The organism is Salmonella sp. JXY0409-18 (assembly GCF_020268625.1).
Classification (GTDB): domain Bacteria; phylum Pseudomonadota; class Gammaproteobacteria; order Enterobacterales; family Enterobacteriaceae; genus Salmonella; species Salmonella enterica.
This window is the reverse complement of record NZ_CP084216.1, coordinates 3,730,747-3,744,152: the sequence shown is the minus strand read 5'-3', so window position 1 is coordinate 3,744,152 and position 13,406 is coordinate 3,730,747. Positions and strand designations below refer to the sequence as shown.

11 protein-coding genes are annotated in these 13,406 nt (G+C 55.0%); 3 read left to right on the top strand and 8 right to left on the bottom strand.

Annotated elements, in window-relative coordinates; translation table 11 throughout:
• Positions 1 to 18: 18 nt before the first annotated feature.
• Positions 19 to 2,370 (bottom strand): DNA polymerase II, encoded by a 2,352-nt coding sequence (polB, locus tag LDB27_RS18265; RefSeq protein WP_000035717.1) that lies wholly within the window; start codon positions 2,368 to 2,370, stop codon positions 19 to 21.
• 43 nt (positions 2,371 to 2,413) lie between these two features.
• Positions 2,414 to 3,034 (bottom strand): YdcF family protein, encoded by a 621-nt coding sequence (locus LDB27_RS18260; RefSeq protein ID WP_000877521.1) that lies wholly within the window; start codon positions 3,032 to 3,034, stop codon positions 2,414 to 2,416.
• Between the two features lie 517 nt (positions 3,035 to 3,551).
• On the opposite strand from LDB27_RS18260, the gene LDB27_RS18255 reads away from it, so the two are divergent.
• Positions 3,552 to 3,971, top strand: a complete 420-nt coding sequence (locus tag LDB27_RS18255; RefSeq protein ID WP_001102193.1) for a DUF4751 family protein — start codon at positions 3,552 to 3,554, stop codon at positions 3,969 to 3,971.
• Positions 3,972 to 3,976: 5 nt separating this feature from the next.
• Here LDB27_RS18255 and araD read toward each other — a convergent pair whose 3' ends face one another.
• From araD to araB, 3 genes are all read right to left on the bottom strand, one after another.
• Positions 3,977 to 4,672: an L-ribulose-5-phosphate 4-epimerase gene (gene araD, locus LDB27_RS18250; protein WP_000888688.1), complete on the bottom strand. Its 696-nt coding sequence runs from the start codon at positions 4,670 to 4,672 to the stop codon at positions 3,977 to 3,979.
• A gap of 140 nt (positions 4,673 to 4,812) precedes the next feature.
• Positions 4,813 to 6,315 carry an L-arabinose isomerase gene (gene araA / locus LDB27_RS18245; RefSeq protein WP_000151701.1) on the bottom strand — a complete coding sequence of 501 codons (1,503 nt, stop codon included), beginning with the start codon at positions 6,313 to 6,315 and terminating at the stop codon, positions 4,813 to 4,815.
• Between the two features lie 10 nt (positions 6,316 to 6,325).
• On the bottom strand, positions 6,326 to 8,035 hold the full coding sequence (gene araB / locus LDB27_RS18240) for a ribulokinase (protein ID WP_000951817.1): 1,710 nt from the start codon (positions 8,033 to 8,035) through the stop codon (positions 6,326 to 6,328).
• Positions 8,036 to 8,375: 340 nt separating this feature from the next.
• On the opposite strand from araB, the gene araC reads away from it, so the two are divergent.
• Complete coding sequence (gene araC, locus LDB27_RS18235; RefSeq protein ID WP_000852387.1) at positions 8,376 to 9,221, top strand: arabinose operon transcriptional regulator AraC; 846 nt, start codon at positions 8,376 to 8,378, stop codon at positions 9,219 to 9,221.
• A 118-nt stretch (positions 9,222 to 9,339) separates the two neighbouring features.
• The gene (locus LDB27_RS18230; protein WP_001148370.1) at positions 9,340 to 10,107 is read left to right on the top strand and encodes a DedA family protein; all 768 of its coding nucleotides are present in this window, start codon (positions 9,340 to 9,342) and stop codon (positions 10,105 to 10,107) included.
• A gap of 38 nt (positions 10,108 to 10,145) precedes the next feature.
• Here LDB27_RS18230 and thiQ read toward each other — a convergent pair whose 3' ends face one another.
• From thiQ to thiB, 3 genes are read right to left on the bottom strand one after another with little or no spacing between them, the layout of a single operon-like run.
• A complete protein-coding gene (gene thiQ, locus LDB27_RS18225; RefSeq protein ID WP_000915967.1) occupies positions 10,146 to 10,853 on the bottom strand; it encodes a thiamine ABC transporter ATP-binding protein ThiQ in 708 nt (235 codons plus the stop codon).
• Positions 10,837 to 12,447, bottom strand: coding sequence for a thiamine/thiamine pyrophosphate ABC transporter permease ThiP (thiP, locus tag LDB27_RS18220; RefSeq protein WP_000235636.1), 1,611 nt, complete (start codon positions 12,445 to 12,447; stop codon positions 10,837 to 10,839). The genes thiQ and thiP overlap by 17 nt, the downstream gene beginning before the upstream one ends.
• Positions 12,423 to 13,406: a thiamine ABC transporter substrate binding subunit gene (thiB, locus tag LDB27_RS18215; protein WP_000915336.1), complete on the bottom strand. Its 984-nt coding sequence runs from the start codon at positions 13,404 to 13,406 to the stop codon at positions 12,423 to 12,425. The genes thiP and thiB overlap by 25 nt, the downstream gene beginning before the upstream one ends.

The window sequence follows — 13,406 nt, the reverse complement described above, 5'->3', positions numbered from 1 at the left end:
CGGCGCTTTCGTCACGCGTCAAAATAGCCCCAGTTGCCCGGTCAGTAGTGTAGCAAAATTATCTTCAACGAAGGGAAGAATTCCTTCCGCCACGGGTTGTAGCTGGCGGGTAAGATAGTGTTCGTAATCCAGCGGCGACTGCTGGTAATCCACGGGCTCGGGGCCGTTAACAGTCCAGACATATTTTATGGCGCCGCGATTCTGATACTGCGCCGGACGACCCCGCTTCAGGTTTTGTTCATCCGCCAACCGGGCGGCGCGAACGTGCGGCGGGATGTTACGTTGGTACTCATGTAAAGGGCGACGCAGACGCTTGCGATAAACCAGCTGCGCGTCCAGTTCGCCCGCCATCAGTTTATCAATAGTCTCGCGCACATAGTCTTGATAAGGTTCATTGCGAAAAACGCGCAGATACAGCTCCTGTTGAAAGCGCTGCGCCAGCGGCGTCCAGTCGGTCCGCACCGTTTCCAGACCTTTAAATACCATGCGCTGACTGTCGCCTTCCTGAATCAGGCCCGCGTAGCGTTTTTTACTGCCAGTATCCGCGCCGCGGATGGTCGGCATCAGAAAACGGCAAAAGTGGGTTTCAAACTCCAGCTCCAGCGCGCTGGTCAAATTTTGCTGTTGTAACGTCTGCGCCCACCATTCGTTCACGTGACGCACCAGCCTGTGCCCGATTTCCGCCGCGTCGGCTTCTGAATGCGCGCGCCGGAGCCAGACGAAAGTGGAATCGGTATCGCCATAAATTACGTTATAACCCTGCGCCTCAATCAGCGCTTTGGTCTGGCGCATAATCGCATGGCCGCGCATGGTGATTGACGACGCCAGACGGGGATCGAAAAAGCGACAGGCCGTGGTGCCGAGTACGCCATAAAAGGCGTTCATAATGATTTTAAGCGCCTGCGAGAGCGGTTTATTACCCTGACGTTTGGCTTCATCGCGCCCGTGCCAGATTTGGCTAACAATTTCCGGCAGGCAGTGCTTTTCTCGTGAAAACCAGGCGTCAAGGAAACCTTCGGTACTGTGTTCCGGATCCGGCTGCGCCATGCCTTCGACCAGCCCGACGGGATCAATCAAAAACGTGCGGATAATCGACGGGTACAGGCTTTTATAATCCAGCACCAGTACTGAATCGTATAATCCGGGTTGTGAATCCATTACGTAGCCGCCGGGACTTGCCAGCGGCGGCACTTCGCCGAGATTGGGCGCGACATAGCCGGCGCGGTGCATTCGCGGAAAGTAAAGATGCCCAAATGCGGCGACCGAACCGCCGTGGCGATCGACCGGCAGGCCGTTGATCGTCGCGCGTTCCAGCAAAAACGGCATGATCTCGGTTTTATGGAAAATGCGCGTGACCAGCTCGCAGTCTTTCAGGTTGTAGGTGGCGAGGGCGGGTTTATCCTGGGCAAAGCGGCGATCGATCTCATCCATACGATCCCAGGGATTATCAATGGATTTTCCTTCGCCGAGCAGTTCCTGCGAGACGGCTTCCAGCGAAAAAGACGAAAAATTCCAGAACGCGGATTTAAGCGCGTCGATACCATCGATAATGACTCGCCCTCTGGCCTGGGCGAAAAAAACGCCGTTTTTGAAGCCATGTTCGCGCCACTCCAGTTCGCTATTGTCTCGCCCCAGCCGTAAAGGGATACGGTAGCGTTCGGCATGTTTTTGCAGCATACGCAGGTCGAACTGCACCACGTTCCAGCCGATGATGACGTCGGGATCATGTTCGGCAAACCAGGCGTTGAGTTTTTCCAGCAGCTGCGGGCGGCTGGCGACATACACAAGCTCGAAGTCCAGTTGGCGGTCATCGCCATTCGCCGGGCCCAGCATATAAACGGTACGCTGGCCGCAGCCTTCCAGACCAATGCAATACAGTTCGCCGTGTCGCGTGGTTTCGATATCCAGCGAGACCCATTTTAGCGGCGGTCGATAGTCGGGGTGGGGTTTAAGACGCGCATTGCGGATAACGCCGTTGCGCATCTCGCCGTCTACCCAAACGGGCGACGTAATAAAACGTTCCATCAGGTAACGTTCCGGCGGGCGTACATCCGCTTCATAAACGGTGACGCCGTTTTCGCGCAGCAGTTTCTCCATCCGCATAAGCTGGCGGTGAGTGCGGCAATACAGACCGGATACCGGCTGACGATGAAAGTCTCGCAGCTGGAGCGGCGTCAGGCGATAGTCTTTTTCCGCCTGTAGCAGCGAGGCGGCGCGGGAGGTCTGGCTGGTCGGAATAAACGCCACGGACTCCTGCGGCGCCAGCGTCGCCTGCACAGGGCCGTTGTCTGTCGCCAGCCAGAAAGAGACCTCCGTTCCTTGCGGCGTATCCCGCCAGTGCCGGGTTAAAATGAAACCTGCCTGCGCCACGATGATTACCTGTCTAAAAAATTCACGCTAATTATAACCTGTTTTAGGGGGTAATACTGTTATTTTGTACAGGCATATAACGTAAAAGCCGATATCCGCTGTAATAAAAAGTTTCTCGCAGTAAGAAGCGGGTTTTCGCCCACCAGGATTTATAGCGGGTGGATCGCGTGGGTGATGAGCGGCTATCGATACCATTATCCTGAGCGATAGTTTTCAGACGCAGCATATGCAGCGGATCGCTGACCAGTAACGCTGTGCGCCATTGTTGTTGCCGCTGTATCTGTTTTGCGTAACGAATATTTTCGCGCGTCACGGTAGAGCGCTCTTCAATAAAAATCGCCTTAGCCGGAATGCCTTTTTCCAGAACGTATTGACGGGCTATCGCCGCGTCGGAAACCGTTGCGCCAGCGCCGTAGCCGCCGGTTAATACCAACGCGCGGACAATGTGTTGTTGGTAAAGCCAGATGGCATGATCCAGTCTGGCCTGAAAAACGGGAGAAGGCGTTTTTCCGCTAACGCCTGCTCCTGCGACAATCGCGCAGTCAGCTACGCACGTCTGGTCTTGCTGACTGAACTGATAAATAGCGATAGCGTTATTGATAAACACCGTGGCCATAATGAGAATTATGCCTGCCGCGATTCTGGTGATGTAGCGATATTTCATGAATGAGTTCGTTCCCCGTGACGGGTGTAATGAATATTTTAACGATAAAAGAACTTTTAGCGTCAGATATTTTTGCTGACGTGTATTTATCAATATAATGATGTCGGTGTAGACAGCTGATATAATTATCCTATAACTGCTAATTTTGAATCATGTTTATTTACAATTTTTATCCATAGGTTGGCTGTTTTGTGTCAAGTCTGTTTCCATACATTAAGTATTTTTCAGAATAGTGCTTGCTTGAATCTGTTACTTATTTCTCGGATTAACAAAAAAGCGATATTTTTTGTTTGTTTTAATTAATGAAAAGTGTAAGAATTTCATTTGAAACATCCGCGCCGTCAGGTAGAGATATAATATTTCAATTGGCCGCTATGGTTAAATAAAAATGGATTACAGTGCGAATTCGTCGGGAACTCTCTGCATAATTTAATTTTTATTTTAGAATATAATTTTATTTTGACTTTCAGGTGCGGGTGTTTTTATCAAAATGTGTGGTATTCGGGAATTATCTTTTATGAATGTGAATATGCAGGCGTGTCCGGTAGGGAACGACCATTATCTTTTCGTCAATACTCAACGCGCTAACCCTTCTATAAAAACCGTGAGTCGATTTTTTGAGTATAAAACATGGACAGATCAGATTTGGCGTACCGAAATTATTGAAAACGGCAATGCTTTTTTTCACTGGCAAGGACACGACAGAAAAAACGGACATCGGGATACCATTATTAACTATCTGTTAAATGGGCAACGCTGGCAGTCAACAATCGAAGATTATATTTTCTTCCATGCGCTGGAAGGAAAAGTGTTGCAGGGACATTATGATAATATTATTGAATATGTGAGTTCTGATAATTACGTCTATCAAAGCGCATTTGCTGAATATATCACCGACCAGACTCATCAACGCGCCCCCAATGGGACGCGTTTTTAGAGACATTACTGCCCGTAATAGGCTTTTGCGCCGTGTTTGCGTAGATAGTGTTTATCCAGAAGGGATTGCTGCATATCGGGCAACTGCGGCGCAAGCTGGCGGCAGAAGATCCCCATATAGGCCACTTCTTCCAGCACGATGGCGTTATGCACTGCATCCTCGGCATTTTTACCCCAGGCAAACGGGCCGTGCGAATGGACAAGCACGCCGGGCATTTGAGCGGCGTCAATACCTTGTTTTTCAAAGGTTTCAACAATGACATTGCCCGTTTCCCATTCATACTCGCCATTAATTTCCGCTTCGGTCATTTTGCGAGTGCAGGGAATCGTACCGTAGAAATAGTCGGCATGGGTGGTTCCCGTCGCCGGAATCGGCTGACCCGCCTGCGCCCAGATAGTCGCGTGGCGCGAATGGGTGTGTACGATGCCGCCGATAGTCGGAAATGCCTGATATAACAAACGGTGGGTTGGCGTATCGGACGACGGTTTCTTATGACTTTCAACGACTTCACCGGTCTCCAGGCTGACCACCACCATATCGTCAGCGGTCATGACGCTATAATCGACGCCGGACGGCTTAATCACCAGTACGCCGCGTTCGCGATCGACGGCGCTGACGTTACCCCAGGTGAGGGTGACCAGGTTGTGTTTTGGCAGCGCCAGATTGGCTTCCAGTACCTGGCGTTTGAGATCTTCTAACATTGTTTTCTCCCTGCCGGATGGCGCTTCGCTTATCCGGCCTACGAGCGACGGTGTGCCTGATGGCAACACAAATGCCTTATTCGGCCTACAGGACCGTAGGCCCGGTAAATGCAGTGCCGCCGGGCAATCCGTTTCACCAATTAACGTTTGAACCCGTAATACACTTCATTCCAGCGCAGCGCGTCCTTAAAGGCCGGCAGACGGGTATCGTTATCAATTACCGCGATTTCGATATCGTGTATTTCTGCGAACTGGCGCATATCGTTCAGATCCAGCGCGTGGCTGAAGACGGTATGGTGCGCGCCGCCAGCCAGAATCCACGCTTCGGAGGCGGTCGGCAGATCCGGCTGCGCCTTCCACAGCGCGTTAGCCACCGGCAGTTTCGGCAGGGAGTGCGGCGTTTTTACGGTGTCAATGCAGTTGACCAGCAGGCGATAACGATCGCCGAGGTCGATCAGGCTGGCGACGATCGCCGGGCCGGTTTGGGTATTGAAAATCAAACGCGCCGGATCTTCCTTACCGCCAATGCCGAGGTGCTGGACGTCGAGGATCGGTTTCTCTTCCACCGCGATGGACGGACACACCTCCAGCATGTGCGAGCCGAGCACCAGATCGTTGCCTTTCTCGAAGTGGTAGGTGTAATCCTCCATAAATGAGGTGCCGCCCTGCAGACCGGTTGACATCACTTTCATAATGCGAAGCAGAGCGGCGGTTTTCCAGTCGCCTTCGCCCGCAAAGCCGTAGCCCTGTTGCATCAGACGCTGTACGGCCAGACCCGGAAGCTGTTTCAGACCGTGTAAATCTTCAAAGGTAGTAGTGAATGCGTGGAAGCCGCCCTGTTCCAGGAAACGCTTCATACCGAGTTCAATGCGCGCCGCTTCCCGCACGTTCTGGCGTTTATCGCCGTGGATCCGGGTGGCGGGCGTCAGGGTATAGCTGCTTTCATATTCGTCAATCAGAGCGTTGATATCGCCGTCGCTGATGGAGTTCACCACCTGCACCAGATCGCCGACCGCCCAGGTATTGACCGAAAAGCCAAATTTGATTTGCGCGGCCACTTTATCACCGTCAGTCACTGCGACTTCACGCATATTGTCGCCGAAGCGGCAGACTTTTAGCTGGCGGGTATCCTGTTTAGAGACCGCCTGGCGCATCCAGGCGCCGATACGCGTATGGGCCTCTTTATCCTGCCAGTGGCCAGTGACGACCGCGTGCTGCTGACGCATCCGCGCACCGATGAAGCCGAACTCGCGGCCGCCGTGCGCAGTCTGGTTCAGGTTCATAAAGTCCATATCGATGCTGTCCCACGGCAGGGCGGCGTTAAATTGGGTATGGAATTGCAGTAGTGGTTTGTTAAGGATACTCAGCCCGTTGATCCACATTTTGGCCGGGGAGAAGGTGTGCAGCCAGACCACCAGCCCCGCGCAGCGATCGTCATAATTGGCGTCACGACAAATGGCGGTAATCTCATCCGGCGAGGTGCCCAGCGGTTTTAATACCAGTTTACATGGCAGTTTGGCTTCGGTATTCAGCGCGTTGACCACATGCTCGGCATGTTGAGTGACCTGACGCAGGGTTTCTGCGCCATACAAATGCTGGCTGCCAATCACAAACCATACTTCATAATTATCAAAAATCGTCATTGTCGTGTCCTTAATGAGTCAGGATTGCCTGATTGGCCGGGGTCGTTGGCGCCGGCGCGGCAGTCGGAAGATAATGTTGTTCTGCGCTTAGCGCCCACTGCTGGTAGCGGCGGTAAAGCTGTTCGAGGCGTTGCGCCTGTTCAGGGCGGGGACGCAGAGTGCGTTCTACCGCGCTTGCCATGCTTTGCTGGGCGGCAGGAATATCGGCATGGACTTTCGCAGCGACGGCGGCAAAGATAGCGGCGCCTAATGCGCAACACTGGTCGGAAGCGACGATCTGCAACGGACGATTCAGTACGTCGCAGCAGACCTGCATAATGACCTGATTTTTACGGGCGATGCCGCCAAGCGCCATCACGTTATTGACCGCGATACCCTGATCGGTAAAACACTCCTGAATGGCGCGCGCGCCGAAGGCGGTCGAAGCGACCAGACCGCCAAACAGCGCTGGCGCGTCGGTGGCGAGATTGAGATCGGTAATGACGCCTTTCAGACGCTGATTAGCGTTTGGCGTGCGGCGACCGTTAAACCAGTCGAGCACCACCGGCAGGTGATCCAGGGACGGATTTTTCGCCCAGGCGTCGGTGAGCGCTGGCAGTAGCTGCTTCTGGCTGGCGTTAATCTGGGTTTTCAGTTCCGGGTGCTGCGCGGCAAGTTGCTCCAGCGGCCAGCTCAACACGCGGCTAAACCAGGCGTAGATGTCGCCGAAAGCGGACTGGCCCGCTTCCAGACCGATAAAGTTCGGCACCACGCTGCCATCAACCTGACCGCAAATGCCTTTCACGGCGCGATCCCCGACGCTCTGTTTATCCGCAATCAGAATGTCGCAGGTAGACGTGCCGATGACTTTTACCAGCGTATTGGGCTGCGCGCCCGCGCCGACCGCGCCCATGTGACAGTCGAACGCGCCGCCGGAAATCACTACGCTTTCCGGCAAGCCGAGGCGCTGCGCCCATTCGGCGCACAGGGTGCCCACGGGCAGATCGGCGGTGAAGGTTTCGCTAAATAACGGGTAGCGCAGATGACGGTTAATGCACGGATCGAGTTCATCAAAGAAGCTCGCGGGTGGCAGGCCGCCCCAGCTTTCATGCCACAGCGTTTTGTGCCCGGCGCTGCAGCGGCCACGGCGGATATCCTGCGGGCGAGTGGTGCCGGAAAGCAGCGCCGGCACCCAGTCACACAGCTCAATCCACGAGACGGCGGCCTGCGCGACGGCGCTATCCTGACGGGTGACGTGCAGAATCTTCGCCCAGAACCATTCGCTGGAGTAAATGCCGCCAATATAGCGGGAGTAGTCGACCTTACCTGGCTTATGGCACAGACGAGTGATTTCGTCGGCTTCTTCCACGGCGGTGTGATCTTTCCACAGTACAAACATCGCATTCGGGTTCTCGGCGAACTCCGGACGCAGCGCCAGGACGTTACCGTCGGCGTCAATCGGCGCTGGCGTAGAACCGGTGCTGTCAACGCCAATGCCAACGACATTTGCGCGTTGCGCGGCGCTTAGTTGTGCCAGAACGGCTTTCAGCGCGGCCTCCATTGACTCCATGTAGTCGCGCGGATGATGACGGAACTGGTTGTTCGGGCCGTCGCAATAACGGCCTTCTTGCCAGCGCGGATACCACTCTACACTGGTGGCGATCTCGTCGCCGGTGGCGCAGTCCACTGCCAGAGCGCGCACTGAATCACTGCCAAAATCGAGGCCAATTGCAATTGCCATCGTCTTACTCCATCCAGAAAAACAGGTATGGAGAAACAGTAGAGAGTCGCGGCAAAAACCGTCAGGCAGGATTCGCTAATCTTATGGACAAAAATGCTAATGCTTTGCAAAGTGTGACGCTGTGCAAATATTCAATGTGGACATTCCAGCCATAGTTATAGACACTTCTGTTACTTAATTTTATCGCCTGAACTGTACGCTTTTGTTACAAAGCGCTTTTCACAAGCGGGGTTGATACGTGCTTTCATCACGCACAAGGTCTTGCGGAGACGTAAGCACTGTCGTCCTGGTCAATATGGACAATTTGTTTCTTCTCTGAACATCGGGGGGTAGAGAAATCATGGCTGAAACGCAAAATGATCCGCTATTGCCGGGATATTCATTTAATGCCCATCTGGTCGCCGGGCTGACGCCGATTGAAGCGAATGGATATCTGGATTTTTTTATCGATCGTCCGTTGGGCATGAAGGGATATATTCTTAACCTGACCATCCGCGGAGAGGGCGTCATTAATAATAATGGCGAGCAGTTTGTCTGTCGGCCTGGCGATATATTATTGTTTCCGCCGGGCGAGATTCATCACTATGGACGGCATCCGGACGCCAGCGAGTGGTATCACCAGTGGGTTTATTTCCGGCCTCGCGCCTACTGGCAGGAGTGGCTGACCTGGCCGACAATCTTTGCCCAGACAGGATTTTTCCGCCCGGACGAGGCGCGCCAGCCGCATTTCAGCGAACTGTTCGGGCAGATCATCAGCGCCGGGCAAGGGGAAGGTCGCTATTCTGAGCTACTGGCGATCAATCTGCTGGAGCAGTTGTTGCTCAGACGTATGGCGGTAATTAATGAGTCGTTGCATCCGCCGATGGATAGCCGTGTGCGCGATGCCTGCCAGTATATCAGCGACCATCTGGCGGACAGCCATTTTGATATCGCCAGCGTCGCCCAGCATGTCTGCCTGTCGCCCTCCCGGTTATCGCATCTGTTCCGCCAGCAGTTAGGCATTAGCGTATTGAGTTGGCGCGAAGATCAGCGTATCAGCCAGGCGAAACTCCTGCTTAGCACCACGCGAATGCCGATAGCGACCGTTGGGCGCAATGTTGGATTTGACGATCAGCTCTATTTTTCGCGGGTATTTAAAAAATGCACCGGGGCAAGTCCTAGCGAGTTCAGGGCCGGATGTGAATAAAAAGTGAATGATGTGTCCACAAAGATGTCATAAGCCGTAACTATTCGGATAATTGACGGCTTGACGAAGGGGGGCGGGGTAAGCAGAATCCCTGCTTCATCACGCTGACGGACACACTATGCAAGCACTGCTGGAACACTTTATCACCCAATCCACTCTGTATTCGCTTATCGCCGTGTTGCTGGTCGCCTTCCTGGAATCGCTGGCGCTGGTGGGGTTGATTTTACCCGGCACGGTACTGATGGCGGGGCTGGGCGCGCTTATCGGCAGCGGCGAGCTCAATTTTTGGCATGCCTGGCTGGTGGGTATTATCGGCTGTCTGATGGGCGACTGGATTTCGTTCTGGCTGGGGTGGCGCTTTAAAAAGCCGCTACACCGCTGGTCTTTTATGAAAAAGAACAAGTCGCTGCTGGATAAAACCGAACATGCGCTGCATCAGCACAGTATGTTCACGATCCTGGTCGGACGTTTTGTCGGTCCGACGAGGCCGCTGGTGCCGATGGTGGCAGGGATGCTGGATCTTCCCGTGGCGAAATTTATTGGGCCGAACTTGATTGGCTGTTTGCTGTGGCCGCCGTTTTATTTCCTGCCGGGCATTCTGGCGGGAGCGGCAATCGATATTCCTTCCGATATGCAGAGCGGAGATTTCAAATGGCTGCTGCTGGCGACGGCGTTGCTGCTGTGGGTCGGAGGCTGGCTATGCTGGCGGCTGTGGCGCAGCGGCAAAGCGGCAGTCGATCGTTTAACCGCGTATCTCCCCCGCAGCCGTTTGCTGTATCTGGCGCCGTTGACGCTCGGGATCGGCGTGGTCGCGCTGGTGGTGCTGATTCGCCACCCGCTGATGCCGGTATATATCGATATTCTGCGCAAAGTTGTGGGTTACTAACGATTCCTTTGCCGGATGGCGGCTTCGCCTTATCCGGCCTACAAAATATAGGATTTGATGCCCAATAGCGCTGAGGCGCTGGCTTGACCGCTTAGTAGCTCGTCTGTTTTGCCTTGCCACGCAATGCGTCCGTCGGCCACGACGATTGACCGGGGCGCAATTCGCGCCGCATCTTCCACGCTGTGCGAGACCATCAACAGCGTGAGCTGTCGCTCGCGGCAGATATCGCTGACCAACGTCAGCATCTCCTGACGCAGTGCGGGATCGAGCGCGGAGAACGGTTCATCCAGCAGCAGTACTGGCTGTTCACGTACCAGGCAGCGCGCCAGCGCTACCCGCTGACGCTGGCCGCCGGACAGCTCGCCCGGCAAACGCGCCATCAGACTCTCAATGCCCATCTGACGTGCGATAGCGTCCCGTTTTTCCCGCTGGCTGGCGTTGAGCGTTAACCCGGGGTTTAGCCCCAGACCGATATTTTGCTGTACATTCAGGTGGCTGAATAAATTATTCTCCTGAAACAGCATTGAGACCGGACGGCGTGAGGGCGGCGTAAGCGTATGATCGTCGCCGGCAATCAGTAGCGTACCGCTGGCAGGCGCAAGAAAACCGGCAATTAAATTCAACAACGTGCTTTTCCCCGCGCCGCTGGGGCCAAGAATCGCCACCTGCTCGCCGCGTTCTACCGCCAGCGTAAAACGCATCGGCAAATGATGGTAAAGCCAGGTGATATCAATCAGTTTTAGCATGTCGGCCCGGTAGTTTCTCTATGAGGGTAAATAATGTAAAGCAGAGCAGCAGCAGTATCAGTGCGGTCACCGCGCCGTCCTGGCTGCGGTAGGAGCCGATCTGCTGATACAGATAAAACGGCAGCGTGCGGAAATTGTCATTGCCGAAAAGCGCGACGACGCCAAAATCACCGATAGAAAGTACGCAGGCAAACGCCAGCGCCTGCGCCAGCGGACGTTTCAGCGCCCGCAGTTCCACGACCTTTAACCGCGACCAGCCTTCAATTCCTAATGACTGGCACAGCATTCCATAACGGGCGGTAATATCGCGCATTGGGTTTTCCAGGACTTTTAGCGCGTAGGGGATTGCCATCAGCGCATTGGTGAAAATCACGATGCCGTCGGCGGATTCCGGTAAGCCAACGCTGCTATTGAGCAGTAAAAAGAAGCCTGTCGCCAGCACGATCCCCGGCATCGCGAGGATCAACATCCCGCTGAGTTCCAGCGTTTGTCCGGCGAATAGTTGCTGGCGTTGGCGTAGCTCGCGGCTACTCCACAGCAGCATCATGGTCAGCACCACACACAGAACGCCCGCCGCCAGCGCAATGCGTAGCGATGTCCAGACAGCCTGCCACAGAATGGGTTGCGCCAGCACCTCCGGCAGGCTGCGGTTGACGCCATCGACCACCACGGCGACCAGCGGCGGAAGCAGCAGCAGCAGCGCCAGCACGATTAATAAGGCGTCCGTCAGACGGCTGTGGAGACGATCGTCAGGATCGCGCCAACCCTGCGTCAGCGTCATCCCCGGCGCAATCGCTTTGCTCAGCCGTTGGCTTAGCAGTACCAGCGCCAGGCAGCAGACCATCTGGATTAATGCCAGCATCGCCGCGCGGGCGGGATCGTAGTCATAACTAAGCGCCTGAAAGATAGCCAGTTCGATAGTGGTGGCCTGCGGGCCGCCGCCGAGCGACAGAACCGTTGCGAAACTGGCGAAGCAGAGCATAAAAATCAGCGCCGCGACGGGCGGAATTTGGCGGCGCAGCCACGGCCATTCGACAAAACGGAAAAAATGCCAGCCGCGCATACCGAGCTGGGCGGCGAGCTGGCGCTGCTCGCCGGGAATGCTTTCCAACGATTGCAGCAACAAACGGCTCGCCATTGGCAGGTTAAAAAAGACGTGCGCCAGTAAAATGCCCTGCAAGCCGTAGGGGGAGAATGTCCACTGAAGCCCCAGCATCTGCCACAGCGAGGCCAGCCAGCCCTGACGGCCATACACGCTAAGAATGCCGAACACGGCAACCAGTACCGGCAGAATCAGCGTCATGGCGCACAGACGCAGCAGCGCCAGACGTCCAGGAAAACGGCGTCGATAAAGCGCGCGGGCGAGAAAAACCGCCGGGACCACAGACAGCACTGCGGACAGAAACGCCTGCCAGAATGAGAAGCGCACCACATGCCACAGGTAGCTATCCCGCCAGATTGTCGACCACGCGCCCGACGGCGCGTTCAGCCAAAGCGCCAGAAAGGCCGCCAGCGAGACGGTTATCATCAGCGCGGCGGCGCACAGCCCCGGAATCAGCCAGCCGGGAATTAACGGCTGACGGCGCGTTGCCATTCGCTAATCCATGCCTGGCGTTGTGATGCCACTTGTTGCGGCGTGAATTCCAGCGTTGTGGCGGGTTTGGCCAATGATTCAAACCCTGCGGGTAAGGCGACGTCCGCTACCGGGTACATCCAGTTGCCGGTGGGTATGGCGTTCTGAAACGCCGGAGAAACCATAAATTTGAGGAATTTCTCCGCCAGTTCCGGCTGCTTACTGGCGACGGTACGCGCCGCGACTTCTACCTGTAAGTAATGGCCTTCGCTGAAGTTCGCGGCGGCGTAATTGTCCTTCTTCTCTTCAATAATGTGATACGCCGGAGAGGTGGTGTAACTGAGCACCAAATCGCTTTCACCTTTCAGAAATAAACCGTAGGCCTCGCTCCAGCCTTTCGTCACCGTCACCGTTTTGGCCGTCAGTTTTTGCCAGGCCTGCGGCGCGTTATCGCCATAGACTTTGCGCATCCACAGTAACAGCCCCAGCCCTGGCGTACTGGTACGCGGGTCCTGATAAATCACCCGCCATTTTTGATCGCTCTCGACCAGTTCTTTCAGGCTTTTCGGCGGATTTTTCAGTTTGCTTTTATCGTAGACAAAGGCGAAATAGCCGTAATCGAACGGCACAAATGTGTCGTTTTTCCAGCCGCCGGGCACCTTGACCGCCTCATTCGCCACGCCGCTTTTGGCAAAAAGTTTAGTTTGCGTGGCCGCTTCCAGCAGATTATTGTCCAGCCCCAACACCACATCGGCTTTGCTGTTCTTCCCCTCCATCCGCAGGCGGTTGAGCAGCGAAACGCCATCCTCCAGCGCCACCAGTTTCAGCTCGCAGTTGCAATCGGCTTCAAACGCTTTTTTCACCGCCGGGCCTGGCCCCCAGTCGGCGGCGAACGAGTCGTAGGTATAGACGGTGAGAACGGATTTGGCGAAAGCAGGCGCCGCGCACAGGAGTAAAAGCGGAAGATATTTTTTTAACAC